General features: G+C 59.9%; 19 protein-coding genes. 14 read left to right on the top strand and 5 right to left on the bottom strand.

What is annotated here, in order from left to right; translation table 11 throughout:
* The 6 genes from HUU46_03755 to HUU46_03730 form a co-directional block, all read left to right on the top strand.
* The coding region (locus HUU46_03755) for a hypothetical protein (protein ID NUM52737.1) at positions 1–541 on the top strand (541 nt) is incomplete at its 5' end.
* A gap of 79 nt (positions 542–620) precedes the next feature.
* Positions 621–1,481: a phytanoyl-CoA dioxygenase family protein gene (locus HUU46_03750; protein NUM52736.1), complete on the top strand. Its 861-nt coding sequence runs from the start codon at positions 621–623 to the stop codon at positions 1,479–1,481.
* A gap of 121 nt (positions 1,482–1,602) precedes the next feature.
* On the top strand, positions 1,603–1,773 hold the full coding sequence (gene rpmG, locus HUU46_03745) for a 50S ribosomal protein L33 (protein NUM52735.1): 171 nt from the start codon (positions 1,603–1,605) through the stop codon (positions 1,771–1,773).
* Positions 1,774–1,803: 30 nt separating this feature from the next.
* Positions 1,804–2,499 carry an ABC transporter ATP-binding protein gene (locus HUU46_03740; protein NUM52734.1) on the top strand — a complete coding sequence of 232 codons (696 nt, stop codon included), beginning with the start codon at positions 1,804–1,806 and terminating at the stop codon, positions 2,497–2,499.
* A 261-nt stretch (positions 2,500–2,760) separates the two neighbouring features.
* On the top strand, positions 2,761–4,017 hold the full coding sequence (locus HUU46_03735) for an ABC transporter permease (GenBank protein NUM52733.1): 1,257 nt from the start codon (positions 2,761–2,763) through the stop codon (positions 4,015–4,017).
* A 64-nt stretch (positions 4,018–4,081) separates the two neighbouring features.
* A complete protein-coding gene (locus tag HUU46_03730) occupies positions 4,082–4,618 on the top strand; it encodes a hypothetical protein (protein NUM52732.1) in 537 nt (178 codons plus the stop codon).
* Between the two features lie 73 nt (positions 4,619–4,691).
* Here the strand turns inward: HUU46_03730 and HUU46_03725 are convergent, their stop codons facing one another.
* From HUU46_03725 to HUU46_03710, 4 genes are all read right to left on the bottom strand, one after another.
* Positions 4,692–6,176, bottom strand: coding sequence for a cytochrome ubiquinol oxidase subunit I (locus HUU46_03725; protein ID NUM52731.1), 1,485 nt, complete (start codon positions 6,174–6,176; stop codon positions 4,692–4,694).
* A 144-nt stretch (positions 6,177–6,320) separates the two neighbouring features.
* A complete protein-coding gene (locus tag HUU46_03720; GenBank protein NUM52730.1) occupies positions 6,321–7,415 on the bottom strand; it encodes a cytochrome b N-terminal domain-containing protein in 1,095 nt (364 codons plus the stop codon).
* Entirely contained in the window at positions 7,387–7,857 is a 471-nt protein-coding gene (locus tag HUU46_03715; protein ID NUM52729.1) for a Rieske (2Fe-2S) protein, read from the bottom strand. The genes HUU46_03720 and HUU46_03715 overlap by 29 nt, the downstream gene beginning before the upstream one ends.
* Positions 7,850–8,956 carry a hypothetical protein gene (locus HUU46_03710; GenBank protein NUM52728.1) on the bottom strand — a complete coding sequence of 369 codons (1,107 nt, stop codon included), beginning with the start codon at positions 8,954–8,956 and terminating at the stop codon, positions 7,850–7,852. Before HUU46_03710 ends, HUU46_03715 begins: the two co-directional genes overlap by 8 nt.
* Before the next feature lie 274 nt (positions 8,957–9,230).
* Between HUU46_03710 and HUU46_03705 the strand changes: the two genes are divergently transcribed.
* The 7 genes from HUU46_03705 (at position 9,231) to HUU46_03675 (ending at position 17,168) form a co-directional block, all read left to right on the top strand.
* Positions 9,231–10,385 (top strand): thiolase family protein, encoded by a 1,155-nt coding sequence (locus tag HUU46_03705; GenBank protein ID NUM52727.1) that lies wholly within the window; start codon positions 9,231–9,233, stop codon positions 10,383–10,385.
* Between the two features lie 453 nt (positions 10,386–10,838).
* Entirely contained in the window at positions 10,839–11,051 is a 213-nt protein-coding gene (locus tag HUU46_03700; GenBank protein NUM52726.1) for a type II toxin-antitoxin system HicB family antitoxin, read from the top strand.
* Positions 11,052–11,058: 7 nt separating this feature from the next.
* On the top strand, positions 11,059–11,958 hold the full coding sequence (locus tag HUU46_03695; protein ID NUM52725.1) for a sugar phosphate isomerase/epimerase: 900 nt from the start codon (positions 11,059–11,061) through the stop codon (positions 11,956–11,958).
* Positions 11,933–12,481 (top strand): hypothetical protein, encoded by a 549-nt coding sequence (locus tag HUU46_03690; GenBank protein ID NUM52724.1) that lies wholly within the window; start codon positions 11,933–11,935, stop codon positions 12,479–12,481. Before HUU46_03695 ends, HUU46_03690 begins: the two co-directional genes overlap by 26 nt.
* Before the next feature lie 209 nt (positions 12,482–12,690).
* Positions 12,691–14,223 carry a Gfo/Idh/MocA family oxidoreductase gene (locus tag HUU46_03685; GenBank protein ID NUM52723.1) on the top strand — a complete coding sequence of 511 codons (1,533 nt, stop codon included), beginning with the start codon at positions 12,691–12,693 and terminating at the stop codon, positions 14,221–14,223.
* 199 nt (positions 14,224–14,422) lie between these two features.
* Positions 14,423–15,772: a HAMP domain-containing histidine kinase gene (locus HUU46_03680; GenBank protein NUM52722.1), complete on the top strand. Its 1,350-nt coding sequence runs from the start codon at positions 14,423–14,425 to the stop codon at positions 15,770–15,772.
* A gap of 55 nt (positions 15,773–15,827) precedes the next feature.
* Positions 15,828–17,168 carry a sigma-54-dependent Fis family transcriptional regulator gene (locus tag HUU46_03675; protein NUM52721.1) on the top strand — a complete coding sequence of 447 codons (1,341 nt, stop codon included), beginning with the start codon at positions 15,828–15,830 and terminating at the stop codon, positions 17,166–17,168.
* A 4-nt stretch (positions 17,169–17,172) separates the two neighbouring features.
* Here the strand turns inward: HUU46_03675 and HUU46_03670 are convergent, their stop codons facing one another.
* On the bottom strand, positions 17,173–17,769 hold the full coding sequence (locus HUU46_03670) for a sigma-70 family RNA polymerase sigma factor (protein NUM52720.1): 597 nt from the start codon (positions 17,767–17,769) through the stop codon (positions 17,173–17,175).
* A gap of 507 nt (positions 17,770–18,276) precedes the next feature.
* Between HUU46_03670 and HUU46_03665 the strand changes: the two genes are divergently transcribed.
* Positions 18,277–18,888, top strand: a complete 612-nt coding sequence (locus HUU46_03665) for a hypothetical protein (GenBank protein ID NUM52719.1) — start codon at positions 18,277–18,279, stop codon at positions 18,886–18,888.
* Positions 18,889–19,387: the final 499 nt, after the last annotated feature.

Raw genomic sequence — 19,387 nt, 5'->3', positions numbered from 1 at the left:
CAACACGCACGGGACGAACCCGAAGAAGGCCGATACAGACGACGACGGCCTTTCCGACGGAGCCGAAGTCAACACGCACGGGACGAACCCGAAGAAGGCCGATACAGACGACGACGGCCTTTCCGATGGCGACGAGGTTAACGTATATGGCACTGATCCCCTGGATCGGGACACGGACAATGACACATTACTCGATGGCGCCGAGGTGAACGTGTATGGCACGAATCCCACTGAACCGGATTTGCTTATATTAGTGAAGCCGGAAGACGGAGCAACTTGGAAGATTGGCGAAAAGTACTCGATACGATGGAACTCGATTGGCGGCGTCGGCGAGTTTGTTCGCATCGAACTGTGGCGCGACAGTTCATTCGTGCGAAAGATAAAGAATTCGACCGCCAACGACGGCAAGTCCAATTGGAAAGTGCCGGACGACGTCGAGCCGGGCGACGGCTACCACATCTATATTCAATCCATCGCTACGCCGGCCATCGACGACATCGGGGACAATTCGTTCAGCGTGAAGCGGAAACGCGCGAGATAGCGCCCAGCGTTCCCCGATCCGCTGCTGGACTTCCCATTCTCCGGTGAATACCCTTTGCATCCGTCAAAGGAGATTCGACATGCCCATACTGTCTCCGGAAGTAGCCCTCGATACGCGAGACCAGCTCGTCCGCGACGGATACTGCGTCATCCCCGGCGTGCTCGATGAAGGTTTGCTCGAACGTTGGACTGCATTCAGCAACAATATTCTCGACGGTACGCCATCCAACCCGGACACGAAGTATCAAGGCAGCGACTTCCACATCAACTCGCGCCGGCGCAATCTTCGAGGCGACATGCACGCCCCGCACCTCGGCCTGTGGTCGCCGCTCGTCGACGAACTTGTTGACCTTCCCGCAGCGGACGACGCCTGCAGCGCGATAGGGATCGAGGGCCGGCAGTCCGACGATACCGTCCTCATTCTCAGCAAACCCGCGCACGGCCCGGCCCTGTATTGGCACCAGGACTTCATGGAATGGGACCACCCGAAAGCGTCACTTCCCTGGCCGACGCGCATCTTTCTGTCGTATTACCTCGTTGATACCAACGTCGAGAACGGTTGCTTGCGTGCAATCCCCGGCACCCACCGCAAGCGCATCCCCCTGCACGATATTCTTCCGCCGGCGCACGGTCCGGAAATTCAACAACTGGACACGTCGCACCCGGTCTTCGCCGATCACCCTGACGCCGTCGATTTGCCAGTCAAGGCCGGGGACCTCGTCATCAACGACGCGCGCCTTCTGCATGCGGCGCACCCAAACCGTTCCAATTCGCGGCGCACACTGCTTCTCCAGTGGCACCACGTGTTTCCCTGGCCATCCGTGCCTTCGTGGTGGACTGGCCCTGTTCCCGAGGTCATCGAGCGCGCAGCCGAGTTCGGCGAATACGAACTTACACGCGTGCCCGGGAAATACCTCGGGGCGGAGGGGGCCGCAGTCTGATCGCCAGGCGGTTCGGTTGACAGTCACGTCGTTCAATCGGCATCATATGTAGTCTTTTCGGGCAAAATTGGTCCCGGCGCGCGTTGGCGCGCCGTCACGTCGTTTGTAAGGAGCAGCCATCATGGCCAAGGCAAAGGGCAACGTCGTCCAGGTCATTCTCGAGTGCACGGAAGCGCCGGGCACGTCGCGGTACCACACGAAAAAGAACGTACGCAACGTCACCGGGCGTCTCGAACGCAAAAAGTACAACTCGACCCTGCGCAAAGTCACCGTCCACAAAGAAAAGAAGTAACGCCCGTACCGGGCCGGAGGGGCCGCGGCCATGGCGGTTCTCGAGGTCAGCGATTTGAAGAAGGGGTTTGCCTCGCCGGACGGCGAGAGTACCCTCATCGTGGATGTGCCGAGGTTTTCTGTTGCCGACGCGGAACAGATCGCGCTCCAGGGCAGCAGCGGCTCGGGCAAGACAACCTTCCTTAATCTAATTGCCGGAATACTTCAACCAGATTCCGGCACGATTGTTCTTGGGGGGCAGGAACTCACCAAGCTGTCCGAGGCGGGGCGGGACCGCGTTCGGGCGCAGTCCATTGGCTATGTCTTTCAGACGTTCAATCTCCTCCAGGGATATACCGCGCTCGAGAATGTCCTGCTGGGGATGATGTTTGGGCGCGGCGCGGATGCGGCATACGCAACAGCATTGCTGGAACGCGTCGGCCTGAAAGACCGGATGGACTACCGGCCGCGCCAGTTGAGCGTCGGTCAGCAACAGCGTGTCGCAGTTGCGCGTGCGCTGGCCAATCATCCGAAACTTGTGCTCGCGGACGAACCGACCGGAAATCTCGATTTTCATCATGCGACCGAGGCGCTGAAGTTGATTCGCGAGGTCTGCCGCGAACAGAACGCCGCGCTGCTGCTCGTGACGCACGATCGCGACATCCTGACGCAGTTCGATAACGTGCAGCAACTCGCGGACATCAACAACGCAGTGAAACCACTGATTGCACGGACGGCGCAGATTTGATGCCGTACTTCTCATCGTTCATCGCTGCCTACCGAAATCCGCTCGGCGAGCACGCCTCTCGATGACGATAAGAATGAACTCTTGTTCACAGAGACAGATGGTGCAATTCATTGGTGCGCGAAGCAGCGAACATCTGCGAAGCCGATTAGTGAAGGATCGAATTCTCGATTACGAGCACGAGGAAGGATGCTCTGCGCCTACTTTGGTCGCATTAATCTGCGTCGTCTTTGAAATCTGTGGTTAGGAATCTCCTTGCATTCCATTAGCGGCATACTCCTTATCGTTCGTCGCAGCCTGCGTCAGCATGCGCTGTCGACTTGCGTCACGCTGCTGGCCGCGGCGCTGGCGAGCGGGCTGGTGATGTCGGTATTCGCAATCCAGCGGCAGACCTACGAGGCGTTCACCGGCGGCGAGTTGGGGTTCGACGCGGTGCTCGGCGCGCGCGGAAGTCAGTTGCAGCTTGTGTTGAATACTGTCTTTCATCTCGAAACTTCGCCGGGCAACATTCCGTGGGGAATGTACCAGGCGATGAAGGCGGACCGGCGCGTTGATCTGGCGATACCGTACGCGACCGGCGACAACTATTTCGGGTTCCGAATCGTCGGCACGACAGAGGAGATCTTCACAAAGTTCCAGTATCGTGCGGGGCGCACGTTCGAGGTCGAGCCGCCCGGCCGCTCGTTCGATTCGTCACGCCGCGAGGCGGTAATCGGCAGTTTCGCCGCGGCGCAGACGGGATTGAAGCCGGGCGACACGATTAATCCGTATCACGGTCTCACGTACAGCGAAAACAGCAAGCACAACGAAGAATACACCGTCGTGGGAATTCTCAAACCGACCAACAGCCCTTCCGATCGCGTCATCTTCATTCCCATCGAGGGCGTCTTTCGCATGGGCGGACACGTGCTGCGCGGCGGGGGCGAAACCTATCAACCGCAGCCCGGCGTCGGCATTCCCGACGAAGCGAAAGAAGTGAGCGCGGTGATGTTGAAATTCAAAAACCCGAAGACGGGTTTCGATCTCGATTTGACGATCAACAAACAGGGAAAGGTCGCGACGCTCGCGTACCCGATTGGCCGCGTGATGTCGGAGCTGTTCGACAAACTCGGTTGGATCAATCGCGTGCTCGAACTGGTCGCGTATCTTGTTGTCGTTGTGTCATCCGCGGCAATTCTCGCGAGCATCTACAACACGATCAACGAGCGCCGCCGCGAGTTTGCGATTCTGCGCGCGCTGGGCGCGCGGCGTTTCACCGTGTTCTCCGCCATTGTTCTTGAGGCGGCGGCGATCGCGTTTATCGGATCGGTGATCGGTTTCTTCGTATACGGAGCGATCTTCGGCGCGGCGACCGTTGTGGTGCAGGCGCAGACCGGCGTCCTGCTCGATATTAGGTCGGTGCATCCGGCGTTGTACCTCACGCCGTTGAGCATGACCATCATCGGCGCCTGCGCGGGAATTTTGCCGGCGTATAAAGCGTATTCCACTGATGTCGCCACAAACCTGACACCGGCGAGTTAGGAATATAACGACACAGGCAACGCTACCCAACCACGGAGAAATGGAGTTCACGGAGAGTATGAGAATGCGCGTTTCTACTGCGATCGTCTTGCTGTGTGTTGTCGCAATAGCCGGCTGCTCCCAGCAATCGTCGGCGCCGCAGCCGCCACCCGCGCCGCCGCCGGCAGCCGCGCCGACAGGCTCTGTAGAAGCAAGGGCCGAACCGGAGCACGACGATCACGAACATCACCACACCGCACCACACGGCGGCACGTTAATCTTAGTAGGCGATCACGCCGGTCAATTGGAGTTCGTTCTCGAGCCGGCGACGGGCGCGCTGACGATGTACGCACTCGACGGCGAGGCTGAGAACGCCGTCCGCCTTAATTCCCTCGGTATCGCGATGAACATCACGATCCCGGGCAAGCCGGCCTTCGACATCCAACTGAAACCTGTCGAGAACGTGCTCACCGGTGAAACTACAACCTCGACGTCGCAATACGCCGCGCAATCGGACGACCTGAAAGGCGTGACCGAGTTCGGCGCGGTGATTCCCGAACTTTCCTTCCGCGGCATGGAATTCGAGAATGTCGAGATCGCTTTTCCGGAAGGAAACGAATAGGTTTCGCCGCATGGCGAAGTGATGTGCCCGCGCCCGAGTGCGGCGGGCGCGGGCGTTGCATCGTAAACGGCGGTCAGGGTTGTGTGGCAAGCGCAACCTTGTCCACGCCGGTAGCCGCATCGGCAGCTTTCGTTTCAACGAGTCTTGCGAGGCAATCGCCGAGCGCCTCGATTTCGGACGATGTACCGACAAGCGGCGGCATGTACGCCTTGTACGGTGAATCGTCTTTGTAATCGTGCAGCATCTTCAGAATGTTGCCAATGGATTCGCGATCGCGGCCGGCGAGCAGCGACTTAAACGCTCGGTATGCGTCGCGCGTGTGGCACGCGAGGCATTGCCCGCGCAGCATTAATTCACCCCGTTTCAATTGCGCGGCGGCCAACTCTGGCGCCGTCGAATCCGCGGCCAGTACTGCGCCGGCCCCCGCTGCGTCGATCTTCGCCCACAGTTCCCGGTCTGCATCCGTCGCCCACGGCGAGTGCGTGAGGTATCCTTCTGAATTGAATTTTGCAACATCCGATTTGCGGATGCCGTTCGAGAACATGTGCTCGGCAATTACGTACGGCTTGCGAAGCATCTCGCGCGCATGTTCGGTCGACGCCGTCGCGGCGAGCGCGAGCAGCAACACGCCGAATGCGTGCCCGAACCCAAAGCTCCGCGGGCTGCGGTACGCGAGGAAGTACACGACAACCGCGATGGTGGCCGAAGCCATAACCGACACGAGGACGGCGCGCGTCACGTGCGTAAACACGCCCTGTCCAATCGTGCCGATCCCGATTTGCAGCAGTTCGCGACGCCCCTCCGGGACCATGTACAGGTACCACATCATGGACGCAGGAAGCAGGATGAACGATGGCAGCAACCATTTGCACGACCAGCGCACTACGTCCGTTTTGAGTTCCGGTTGTTTGTATCCGTCCAGCCGGCTCGAGGTCAACAGCGCCCACACGCCGGCGAGCGAAATGCAGATGAGCGTGCGCACGATCAAGCTTGGCCAATATGTGGGATTGAAAAACGCGTTCCAAAACATGCTCGCCTCGTTGCCGGTCCCTGCGACAGACAACCAACCGGGCCCGGGCGTGAGCATGAACGTCAGAATTCCATTGATAATTACGAGGCTTAGCCACGCTGAAATGGCATAAATCCAGCCAATCGTCATGTGCAACCGATCGGATACTCGGCCCCAGGTGTAGTAATAGACCGCAGCCGCCGTGGCCGTGATCTCCGTGATGAAGAAGGTCCACTCGATCGCCCAACCGAACACGAAATTGTGGATGAGCGTGCTTGTGCCCTCGGGATTGGCGAGGCCGATCGAGAACCAAATGCCGACGCCCGTTACCGCCCCATAGACGCCGGTGAGGATGAAGAAAAACTTTGAGTGGCGCCGGAGTGCTTCGAACCAATCCGCACGCTTATTGCGCAACAGTTTCCGCTCGGCGACCACCAGATAGAAGCCGCCGCCGATCGCGAAATGCGACACCAGCACATGGAAGATCGCGATTAATCCAATCACCCATCCGCTGCCGATGTGCGGGACGTCCCAAAACGGGTAGTTCATGTGCGTGCTCCTGAACAAAGATAGGCGGGTCGGAATTGATACCCGCCGCCGGATTCGCCGCCGTAAACGCAAAAGGGAAATGCGACGACGGTCGCGCTGAGTCCACGATTACGAAGAATCGCGGGCGTGCGAAAGTAGCATTGCCTAGACATCCGCATATCCCCAAATCGTCAGCGCAATCAAGCCCACCAACATAAACCAGCCGAACCACGTCGCGGTGCGCGCGCGTCGCTCGAACGCGCTGTTGCGGTCAAACAATGGGATCAATGCCCACAACAATCCCGCGATCGTGAACAACACGAGGCCCGCCACTTCACCCGCCAGGCCCGGAAGCCATTGTCCAACGACCTTTAACAACTGAAACTGGCTCATGAAATACCACTCGGGGTGAATGCCGGCCGGCGCGGGGGCCGCGGGGTCCGCTTGCACGCCGAGCGGCCACGGGTAGAGCGTGGCAAGAATCGTGAGCACGTTCAGCGAAATTAGCCAAAGCGCCAAGTCCTTCGCGAAAAAGTCCGGGAAGAACGGCATCGAGCGGCGGTCCGGCGCGGGCTTTGCCTCCTCTGACGGCGGCAGCGCATTGCCGTGTTTCTGCACGAGCCATAGGTGAAACGCGAGGAACGCCATGAACACGATCGGAAGAACTGCGGCGTGCAGTGCGAAGAAGCGTTGTATGGTTACGCCCGTGACGCCTTCGCCGCCCTGGACGATCTCGACGATGAACGGTCCCACGCCGGGAATGATCCGGGGAATTTCGAGCCCGACTTTTGTCGCGAAGAACGCGAGTTCATCCATCGGAAGCAAGTAGCCGCTGAATCCGAACACCAGTGTGAGGCCGGCCAGAACGCAACCCGACCACCAGCCGAATTCGCGCGGTTTGCGGTAGGCCTTCATGAAATACACCGAGAACATGTGCACGAACACGGCGAGGACCATCAGGTTTGCGGCCCACGAATGTGCGGAGCGAATGAGCCAACCGAACTCGACGTCGTAGGTTATTTGTCGTACGGACTCGTACGCCTGGTCGCCCGGACGGTAATACACCAGCAACAGAAAGCCGGTGAGCAATTGAACGATAAACAGAAACAGTGAAATCCCGCCCCAGTAATACCAGAACGAGTGCGCGTGGACGGGAACCTCTTTCTTCGACGCGAGTACGCTTATCGCGTCGAGATCGAGGCGGTCGTCCAGCCACGTGTAAAACCGCGACCTAGACGCGGGTGACGATAATCTGGCCATCGCGCTGCTCCACATTGTGCTGCCGCAGAGGCTTCGGGGGCGGCCCCGCCACGTTCTTGCCGGTCGCTGGGTCGTACACGCCACCGTGGCAGGGGCAGAAGATGCGCCCGTTCTGCGGCTGGTATTGCACCGTGCACGCGAGGTGCGTACACACGGCGTCGAAACACGCCACTGTCCCGTCTGCGTGATGGATCAACACTGCCGGACGTGTACCGAACATGAAACTCAGCGCCGTGCCCGGTTTCGGCATGGTTGCCTCGGGAAGTGCCACTTCGGTGACGGCCGGTGCAGAAGCTTCGCGCCGCGCGGGCGTCGCGAGATAGCGGTAGACGGGGTAGGCCACCGCCGCTGCGTAGCCCGCGCCGACGACTCCGACCAATGTTTGTACAAATATCTTGCGCGGCACCGGCACGGCCGGTCCATCCGCCATCGAATCAGCCATAGTGCGCACTCTCCCGTTGCGCCGACATCAGGACCTTGCCCATCCAAAGGACAAGACCTACGGCGATGACAAACAAGATCAGAAACAAGCCGATCGTGGACCAGTTCGCCACGACTTCCCGGTCCCACACATTCATCCCATGCGCGTCCAACGCCACATCGCGGATACCGTCCCGCACCAACACCATCGCGAGAACGTTTACGAAGGAAAACGCCGCGCATACAATCGCCGTGGCGTATCCAGCGCGGTACGTCGCGGCCATTCCACCGCCTATCGTCGCGAGGGCTGTGACGAACCACAGACCAATAAAGATCAAATAAATGGAGTTTTCGGTGAGCCCCGCGCGAACGGCGTCGGGCTGCGAGCAGAACACCCATGCGCCCAGCGCGATCTGGATCGTCGTGAATATGGCGAGGATTCTTCCGCCCCACGCGCGCAGCAACGTGCGCGCCGCGTGGTCCGCATCGAGGCGCGCGGGCAAAAACATCAGTGCGATTCCCGTCACGCCGACTGACCCCAGCATCATATACAGCCAGCGCGGCGCCAACGTGGGATCGCCACTTGGAAGATAAAGCCCTCCGCCGCTCGCCGAATACATCGCGTTCCATGCCTCGGGACGAAGCATCAGTGTCATGTTCGAGGAATAAATCGCGCCTATCTTGATCACGACGATCAGCGCGACGAGCGCGATCCATCCCCATGCCCCGTTGGTGTCCGCACGCTTCGCCATCGCGTAAAGCAGCGCATACGAGAAAATGACCATGAAGACGACACCTATCCACCAGGCGCCGATCAGGACACTACTCGTGTACAGTGCGCGGCCGTAGAGCACTTGTGTGAACAACAGCGGCGGGATGCCGAGATTGATCACGTAGGTCATCGCCAGCGGCAGGCGGCGCACAATCTCGTCCGACCCCGTTAGCATCGGCGCCGACGCGCGCCGGCTCCCCAGCATGCGCCAAAGCAGCGCCACGAACAGTCCGCCTACGAGAAAATGGACTGCATAGAAATGAAGGACCAGCGTGACGACGTTCAAGAGTTTGAACAGCCAGACGGGCGCCGGCAATGGGATCGGGTCGACTGCTGGAAACGCCCCCATATCGAACCTCCATAATTCGGATGCGGCCGCGCATTGTTCGGTCCCCCGACCGAAGCGGGATAGTCGCGGCAACTTTATAGTGGACGGGATAGGCCGAATTCAAATTCGTGAAAGATTTCACGATTATACATCTTTATGCGCTCTTCACTTGTGATTGGCGGAGGTGGCGAAGATCGACATGCCCGTGGTAGCATGGCTCGATTACGACCGAACTACCGGTCGATAGACTGGGCTGCCACCCTGCCGGGCCAGGCATTTTTGAGGAGGTATTTCCATGCGTGACGTGTTTATCGTTGAGGCGGTGCGGACACCCATCGGCCGGGGCCGGGACGACGGCGCGTTGCATTCGGTCCATCCCGTCGATTTGTTGGCGCAGACCCTTGGCGAATGCGTGAAGCGCGCCGGCGTTCAGAAGTCCGACGTGGAAGACGTGATCGCCGGGTGCGTAACGCCGATGGGCAAGCAGGGTGCAAACGTCGCGCGGCTCGCCTTATTGAAGGCGGGATTTCCGATCGAAGTGCCGGGGGTGCAACTTAACCGCATGTGCGGGTCCGGCCAGCAGGCGGTCCACTTTGCCAGCCAGGCGATTTCCGCGGGTGACATGAATCTCGCGATCGGCGGCGGCGTCGAGATGATGGGCACGGTGCCGATGGGCAGCGATTGGGGAGTGCTCGACGACGAATTCCTGGCCAGCTATCCCTATTCGCTCTCGCCGATGGGCATCTGCGCGGAGAAACTCGCGGAGAAGTGGAACATCACGCGCAAGGAATCGGACGAGTTCTCCGCGAACAGCCACATCAAGGCAGGGAATGCGATCGCGCAGGGATATTTCAAGTCCCAGATTATGCCGGTCGAAGTGAAAATCAACGGGTCGACAAAGATCGTCGACACCGACGAAGGCGTTCGCACACCGAACCTCGAGAAGATGGCGCAACTCGCGACCGTGTTCAAGGAAAATGGCACGGTGACGGCCGCAAACGCCAGCCAGATTTCCGACGGCGCGGGCGCGGTGCTGCTGGCGTCGGCGGAAAAAGCCGATGCGCTGGGCCTCAAGAAACGCGCCAAGATCGTCGCGCGCGTGGTCGTGGGCAGCGATCCCGATCTCACGCTCACCGGCCCGATCCCCGCGACGCAGAAAGTGCTCGAACGCTCGGGTATGAAGATCGGCGACATCGACGCGATCGAGATCAACGAGGCCTTCGCATCGGTCGTGCTCGCGTGGGCGCGCGAGATTAAGCCCGACATGAAGCGCGTCAACCCGAACGGCGGCGCGATTGCCCTCGGGCATCCGCTCGGCGCGACGGGAGCGATCCTCATGACCAAGCTCGTCCACGAACTCGAACGCACGGGCGCCCGCTACGGCCTGCAAACCATGTGCATCGGCCACGGTATGGCCACTGCGACGATTATCGAAAACTGCGCGGCGTGACGCAGCAGGACAAGATTATCGCCGCGGTACTATCCCGCATTTCTCACCGCCGCACGACGCCGCAGTGGATGCAAAATCCTTCGGTGCGGTGAGAAATGCTCACGAGTAAGCCCTCGAGCGCATGGCGAGAGGATTTTTCACGCGAACAGCCTGTATAGACCGGGAGCCTATGGAACTTCATGTGACGCAACGGATAGCACACGTTTTGGCTGTTCGCGTGAAAAATCCGGGCTACCCGGCGATTCCGATGCGAGCATTGGGTTCGAGGATTAGTGCGCGCTCTTGAGGCAACTTGGATTTGTGGAACGCACGCGTGGCAGCCATCATGTCTTTCGTCGCCCCGGTATACGCGGTCTGATTAACCCTGCAGTCCGATAAAGGCAAAGCAAAACCGTATCAGGTGAAGCACGTACGTCGAATCCTGATAAGATATAGGCTTGGAGAGCAGCGCTAATGCACCGGTACGAAATCATCATCTACTGGAGCGACGAAGATGACGCGTTTGTTGCCGTTGTGCCCGAACTGCCCGGGTGCATGGCGCACGGCGATTCACGCGATTCGGCCCTTGAGAATGTGAACGATGCCGTACAGCTTTGGCTGGATACGGCCCGCGAATTCGGGGATCCGATCCCTGAACCAAAAGGTGAGCGCCTGATGCTGGCGTGACTCGGTTATGTACCTCTCCATCCGCGACGCCATGATCGCCGGCGGGGACTTCGAGACCCCGGTCGCGGGGTTGCGCCACTTGGGCATCGACGCCGTCGAGATTCGGCTCGACGACGAATTCCGCGCGATTGCGCTGGACTCCCCCGACAGCTACGTCCTGTATGATGCGACCGAGGCGCAGGCCTACCGCTCGCACCTCGATGGTCTCGGCATCCGCTGTTGCAGTCTCCTCACGGCGCGTGACCTGTCCGTCGGAAAACAGGACGAGCATGTCGAATGGCTCAAACGGGCCGTCGAGACCGCGGGCCCTCTCGGCTGCGACTCCATTCGCATCGACTCTATGTTAAGCCGCGAGAAAGACTTAGCGTATGGATTCCGGGTCGAGCTTTTCTGTTCCGTACTGGGTGAGGTCATCCAGGAGACGGGAACAAGTGCCGTCGCCCTCGCCATCGAAAATCACGGCGTGGCGGGGAACAGTCTCGGGTTCCTGCTCCACATACTCGAGGAGGTCGATTCCGATCGCCTTGGCCTGACCTTGGATACCGCCAACTTTTATTGGAGGGGGTATCCTTTGAGCGAGGTGTATGGTATCCTGAAACTCTTGGCACCGTATGCCCGGCATACGCATGTGAAGAATATTGCGTATCCTCCGGATAAGCGGGAAGTGCACCGCGATATTGGCTGGGAGTACGGTACCTATACGTGCCCGATGGACGAGGGTGACATCGATCACGGGCGCGTGCTGCGACTGCTCGCGGGAGCGGGCTACAGCGGCGATGTATGCATCGAGAACGAGTCGCTCGAGAAGTTCGCGCCGGGCGCGGAACGCATTCGGGTACTCGAACGCGATGCCGCGCACGTCAGGGAGTTGATCGCGAGCTGTGAGCAACGAGGTCCCGACAGGTAGCTATCTCGCCAGGAACTGGATGCAACTCGCCATGATGGCGGTCGGCGTCGCGCTGGTCATTGCCGCCGCGTGGATCGGTAACAAGAACAATATCGTCCGCCAACTCACCCTTGAAGCGACCGGTACCCACGGCATGGCCACGGCCGAACCGCTTGCCGCCGGGGAATACCGGCTGCGGCTGTCGCTCGAGTCCGCGATATACGCTCGTAGCTATAAAGGAGAACTCCGCGGCGGCGACGCGAACAGCAACGCGGAGTTTTCCGTACCCGTCGTATTCGATCCAACCGATCCCGCGCGGTTTCTCCCCTCCGGGCAATCCTATGCCCCAGCGATCGTGACTGCGCTGCTCTTTGTTTTGGGGATGACCTGCGCGCTACTTGCCCGACGCGCCGCGTTCGCGGCGCAACGCGTTCAGCGGCTCGCGCGCCTCAAGGCCGAGGAAGACCGCAAGCACAAGAAGCACCGGCACAAGCATCGGCATCAACACGGACACCATCACGGGACCTCGAACCGGCCAGTCTGATTCGACTGTCTTATGGCGGGTGTTCATCGCCGCGGTTGCGGCGAACTTCGGCGATCGTTTCCGGCTGAAGCGGTAACCGAAACGATGGGGGACGCCAGGAGGCATTGCAGCTTCTCCGCGCCTTTATACTCACCTCAGTCTTCGGAGGAATTCCCATGGGACACCAACCTTCGCGTCCCGAGCGCAGCAGGGTGAATCGCGGAAGCGCCCTGCCGGACAGCATTTCACGGCGGCAATTCATACGGACCGGCGGCGCGGCCGCAGCCACGTTCACGATCGTTCCGCGCCACGTCTTGGGCGGAGCGGGACACGTCGCGCCGAGCGAGAAGATAACGCTCGCATGCATCGGATTCGGTACCCAGGCCATCCGCGAAATCGGCGGCATACTCGCCAGTCCGGAGATTCAGGTCGTAGCCGTCTGCGACGTCGAGAAGGATGGCCTCAACTATCTCGAATGGGACAGGGGAGAGGTGCGCAACAATGTTCGACTGCTTCTCAAGGACCCCGCGTGGCGCGAGGGCAGCGACGTTCCTCCCGGCGGCCGGGACGTGGGCAAAGAAATTGTAGAAACGTATTATGCGCAACAACGCGGCAGGAGAAGATTCAAAGGCTGCGCGACGTACGTCGATTTCCGGGAACTGCTCGAGCAAGAAAAAGACGTAAGCACGGTGAAAGTGATGACGCCGGACCACACGCACGCGGCCATCGCGGTCGCGGCGATGAACAAGGGCATGAATGTGATCATGCACAAGCCGTTGGGAAATCGCGTGCTCGAAGCAAGGGCCGTCGTCCAGGCTGCGCGCGCGAAGAACATCGCCACGCACTTCCTGGCTGCGAGCGACGGATCGCGGTTGAAACCGGTGTTGGACATGATCAGGAACGGTGCGATCGGCACGTTGCGCGAAATTCACAATTGGTCCTCGCGCCCGATGTGGCCGCAATTCGCAACAGTGCCTGCCGATACACCTCCGGTGCCGGCGGGGTTTGACTGGGACCTGTGGCTTGGTCCCTCCACGGACCGTCCGTATCACCCGAACTACACCCATACCAACTTTCGCGGCTGGTTCGAGTTTGGCGGCGGGGCCATCGCGGATATGGGACATTACAGCCTGTGGCCCATTTTCCAGCTTCTCGAACTGGATTCTCCCTTCAGTGTGGAATCTTCACCCAGTCACCTTTGCACTGCGTCGGACCACGTCTGCCGGCGGATCAAGAACGACTTTTCGTTTCCCGCGGCGTGCACCGTGCGCATGCGATTCGCTCCGAAGGGCGACCGCGGCGCGCTGGACATTTTCTGGTACGACGGCGGCGTGAAACCTTGCACTCCCGAAGAGCTAATCGCAGACAACAAGGAGCTGGACGGAGAAGGAATGTTGTTCGTCGGCGATCGGGGTAGAATTCTGGGTGGGTTCCACGGCGAAGACTCACGGTTGATTCCCGAATCGAAGATGCTCGCGTATCGCGCGGCGCGCGACATCGCCCGGGAGACGTCGAATCGGGACGATGCAAGGCGCCGGCGTGATCGAAACGCCGACTGGATTAAGGCGTTTCGAGGAGGCCCGCTGAGTCCCGGCGACTTCCGGCTCGCGGGCCCGATCTCCGATGCCATCAATCTGGCAGCGGTCTCCTTGCGAATGGGCGGGCGCAGGCTGCTTTGGGATTCTACCAACGCGAAAGTCACCAACATCCCCGACGCAAACTGGTATCTGACCCGCGAGTATCGACCGGGTTGGGAGATGTGATCGGCGGACTGCCACCGCTTCGGTGGCTGTCCCTACAAGGGCCGCACCAACCATTCGCCGTGGGATGGACCAGGAGGCGTGCAGCGAATCGGGGCCACGATCCGTTGTCTACCGGTATAGAGCAATGTTGCAGCGGCGCCCTCGAACTCGCCCGTGCGGAAACGCCGGCGCGAACCCGCGTTCACGGTATTGGCGGTCAATGCGATACACTCTCTCGGGGGCAAGCCTGGTTCCGATGGGGGACGCATTATTGTCCGGGAAATACGATGCTGGCTCGTCCGGCGCGCGCGTGGAAGAGTTCCGATACCAGGAACTCGTCTTTATTGGGCTGAACGTCTGCGCGCTGGGATTCATTGCGCTAATCCATCTCGCATTCGCGCATTGGGTTTCCGCGACGCGCTCCGTGCTCGTCTATGTCTTGTTGCTGTCGCGCATGTCGGAGCAGGGCATCGAAGCATACCTGCTTTGGCGGCGCGTGTTTGCGTTGACGAAACGCGGCGCCGCCACGTACTCGTTCGTCTCCTTGTGCGCAAACACAGCATTCGCGTTCACCGTGAGCATTCTTTCGGAGACGGACGAAGCGCACTTCATCGCATTACTGATGGTACCGCTCATCCAGGCCTGTTTTCGTTACAGGCTGCGGACCGTGATCGCCGTGGCGTTGATGGCTATGGTCCTGAATTTCCTCGAACTGTGGACATTCTATTATCTCCACCCGAAGGCGTTTCCCACCCATAAGCCTCTTGAACATCAATTCGAGTTGGCAACAATGGCGCTGATCTATCCCTTCGTCGGGATTCTGGTACATATTCTCGTTCAGAGGACTGTCAAGTATGCGGACGACTCGCGCCGGATGCTCGACGATCTCCGCGCGACGCAACGCCATCTGCTCGAGAAGGAAAAACTTGCTGCGGTGGGGCAATTGGTCAACGTCATCAGTCACGAATTGCGGCACCCCGTCGCCGTCGTTACGAACGCATTGGACGCGGCGCTGCGCAAGGGGGACGCGTCGGACCCGGAGCGTCAATTCATTGGACTAGCGGCCGTCGAGTCCAAGCGGCTTGACAAACTTACAAAGGACTTGTTGACGTTCGCGCAACCGAAGGAGCCGCAGAAGAAGCCGACTTCCGCCCGATTGACGTTGACCTACGTGCGTGATCTGTTGGCTGCACAACTGCCGGCCGAAGGACCGCGAATCGACGTCGCTTGCGACGAAGATTTCGATATCGAAATCGACCCGTTTCAGATGCACCAGGCGTTGCTGAATTTGGGAATCAATGCGATCAATTACACCGAACCCGGCGGACGCGTACTGCTCGGGGCCGATCGGGCGGCGGACTGCGCCAATCTCTTTGTCGAGAATTCCGGTTCTCCAATACCCGACGAGATCGCGGAACGAATCTTCGAACCGTTCTATACGACGCGGCAGGAGGGCTCGGGTTTGGGGTTGGCGATCAGCAGGAAGATCGCGGAAAGTCACGGCGGCGGCATAACGCTTGCCGCAAACAAGCCGGGCCAGGTGCGATTCGTCGTGAGCGTTCCGCTCTAAAGGCAAAGTGACATAAACAGTGGCGCGAATTCTATTAGTCGATGACGAAGAAAGCATGCGGCGCGTGCTCGCCCTGCTGCTGGCGGAGGACGGCCATACGATCGTGCAGGCCGAGGGCGCGCAACAGGCCCTGCGGTTCCTGTCCCAGGAAATGTTCGATGTTGTGCTCACAGACCATCGCATGCCCGATGGAAAGGGGTTGGATGTCATCGACGCGTGCACGGACGTGTCTCCTTATCTGCCCGTCATCATGATTACTTCCTTCGCGTCCATCGATCTTGCCGTGGACGCGATGCGTCACGGCGCGTTCGATTTCATCGCGAAGCCGTTCGAACCGGACGCGGTGCGCGCCGCGGTGCGCCGGGCAATCGATCACTGCAAGGTGCAGCGCGAAAACTCTCTCCTTCGTTCGGAGGTACACCGCATCAAGTCGGGTGGCGACGAATTCCTCGGAACGAGCGCGCCCATACGGTGTCTGCGCGAACAAATCGTTCGGGTCGCGCCTACGGATACAACGGTCCTTATTCTTGGCGAGACAGGAACAGGGAAAGAACTCGTGTCGCGCACGATCCACGCGATGAGTCTGCGGGCGCAAATGCCGTTCATCGCCGTGAACTGCGCCGCGATGCCGGAGTCGTTGCTCGAAAGCATTCTCTTTGGCCACGAGAAAGGGGCTTTCACCGGCGCGAACCAGGCGAAGCAGGGCTTGTTCGAAGCGGCCCACGGCGGCTCGCTGTTTCTGGATGAAATCGGCGAAATGCCCTTTGCCCTCCAGGCGAAATTGCTCCGCTTCTTCACGAACGGCGAGGTGCTACGCGTCGGCGCCCATACACCGCGCCACGTTGACGTCCGATTACTTCTCGCTACGAATCGAAACCTCGAGGACATGGTTAAGACCGGTGGCTTCCGGCAAGACCTGTATTATCGAATCGCCGTAGTCCCGCTTACGGTTCCGCCGCTGCGCGATCGGCGAGACGATATACCGGGTTTGGTCGAACACTTCCTGCGCATCGTGCGCACGGAACTGAACCTGCCGGTTCGATCGATCACACCGTCCGCGCTCGCCGCGTTGCAGGCATACTCGTTCGCGGGCAATGTTCGCGAGTTGCGCAATCTAATCGAGCGCGCGTATATCCTGGGGTCCGGCGACGAGATTACGCTCGAAGATTTGCCAATTCCGCAAGCGGCCGGCGAGGATGGGGAAGCGCCCGCGAGCGAACCGCCCGAGGGGGAGATCAATCTCCGCGAGTACATTGACCGCACCGAACGCACGATCGTCGAACGCACGCTGCGCGAGTGTGCGGGCAATCAGTCCGAAGCCGCGCGGCGTTTGTGCCTTTCGCGAAGCGACATGAACTATCGCGTGCGCAAGTTTGGGCTGCACGGCGTCCGTTAACGCGCTACTGGACCGTTTCAACCGGTGCAACGAGTTGCAGCGCAACGAACTTGCGCATGCGGTCCAACGCGCGCGAGTTCTCTACCGACACAGTACCCATCGGCCGATTCGTCAGTTCCGCGATCTCCTTCAGGGTCTTTCCGCCGAGCCGCAGCCTGACAATCGTCGCTTGTTTGTCCGAGACCGCGCTGAGAGCGGAAAGCACGGTCTGTTCGCGCAAGGCGTCCCACTCGCGCTCCTCGACCGGATTGCGGTACGGCACATGGTCACGGTCCGCCAGGGACAATTCTTCGCAACGCAGGGACCGTGCGCGAGCGGACGTGCAATAGTCTCGCACCAGATTACGCGTCACGACGACGAGATACGTCGAAAACCGGGATTGAAGGCGCCACGCGCGCAAGCGGTGACAATCGTTCTCGAGCAACTTCTCGTATACGTACGACTCGAGTTCGTCGGCGTCCGCGCCGACTACACCCAGTTTGACGCCGGCGCAACATGCGCTCGCGCGAATCGTGCTCCGGTACGTTTCGACAAAGCGCTCCCACGCGCCATCGTGTCTTAGAATGCAGGCTTCGATAAGCCCCCGATCGCGTTCTGGCATTCCGCTCCCCATTCGAGCGCGCGATACAACTGTGGACCGAGATCGAAGATTTGCGTGTTCCGGCTGCGCGCACGCGTGGCGTGCGAAAACGAATCAGCAGGTCAACGATTCACCCGTTCGGACCAGTCAGTCCTATCGCCGTGTTGGCAGGCCCCCGCACCACACGAGCAAATTAGGTGCCATGGTGAAAGCTGCGATATGAAAAGAATGTTCCGCAGATTCAGGGGCTCGAGCGGACACAATGTACGAAGTTTGCGACAACGCGTATGAAATTTCGGATGTAAGAAGCCCGCCGGCCAAACCATTCGCGTTACGGAAGTGGGGTGGAGGAATTCTCGAGGAAGCAAGCCGGTGACGCCATCCACGGACTCGATTCCGGAACGGTGTAATCGTTGTTCCGTACGTGACCCGAATTGCCCTCTTGTAAGAGTCAAGCTCCAGCCGTAGAATCAGCAGCGAACGTTCCGGGGCACATGGCAGAAGGGGCCGTTTTTGGGGGAGGCACGAATGGGGGCGAATTCCGGCGGCGGGGGTGGCGATTCCGATTTCCAGCAACTCGTGAATAAGGCGATGCAGGAGCTTGACAGCACCAAACGCTCCAACGCCGAAGCAGCATTGCCAAGCGCCACATCAACATTTCTGAGACGCGCCATTCTGGCGTCCGCGATCATCGTGAGTGCAGGCGCCTGGTTATTCGTGATCGCATATTGGCTGCGCGCTTCGGGTTCGGGTCTGACGGGTCCAAACGAAGTAGCCGCCCGAGACGAAGTGGAGGCAATTGTCGCGGCGGAAATTCGCTTCCGCACTAATCGCTACTACGATGCAAATAACGATGGAATCGCAGACTACGGGAAGCTACATCAACTCGTCGACCCGAGTGGTGTGGGAAAAGGCCCGGCCTTGATTGATTCCGTGCTCGCCTCGTCTGAAGCGCACGGATACGTCTTCACCGTGCTGACCCGGGATAGCGCGCCTGGCCGCGATCCCACGTTCAAGGTAATCGCCGCGCCGCTGCTCACTGCGACAAACGCGCGCGCCATACTCGCTGACGAATCCGGTAACGTCCGAACGCAGGACGCGTCGGCGGGCAAGAAGCGACACGATATTGCCGCGGAATAGTCCCACTTCTCGACCGACAATGACCGCGCGGCATTGCGCCGAATCAACTGCCGAATCCCTGAAGTAGGAACGGGGTCGCCGCAATGTGCGGCGGAACGCTAAAGCTGTTTGGAAGCCGCATTTGGAAAGGTGCCATCCGATGTTTGCCGAATGACACCAGATGAGTCAATGTAGAAACCTCGACCCCCATTGCGCGGATTCGCCGGCTTGCACGTCACTTCATACCAACCCGGGTCCTGGTCTGACTGCACCATAGTGGTGAATTGAAACCGATAACCGTAAAGGATTCCGTTTTCTAGGAGGGATGAACTTACACCCTGTAGGAACGCGGGGCCCGTAGCTCCGGCGCCGCCACTTGGCCCGCTGTTGTCACCTTGGTCGCCGCCGGACCCGCTGCTTCCGTCGTTACCGCCCTGACTTCCGCCTGCGCCCGGATCGTCTGCCGGCTGATCGCCCGAAGGATCGTCGGGCCGGTCATTGTCGTCGTTGTCCCCTCCAG

The sequence above is a fragment of the Candidatus Hydrogenedentota bacterium genome (genome assembly GCA_013359265.1).
Classification (GTDB): Bacteria; Hydrogenedentota; Hydrogenedentia; order Hydrogenedentales; family SLHB01; genus JABWCD01.
The sequence above is the reverse complement of the archived record's forward strand: the minus strand, read 5'-3'. Positions and strand labels throughout refer to the sequence as shown.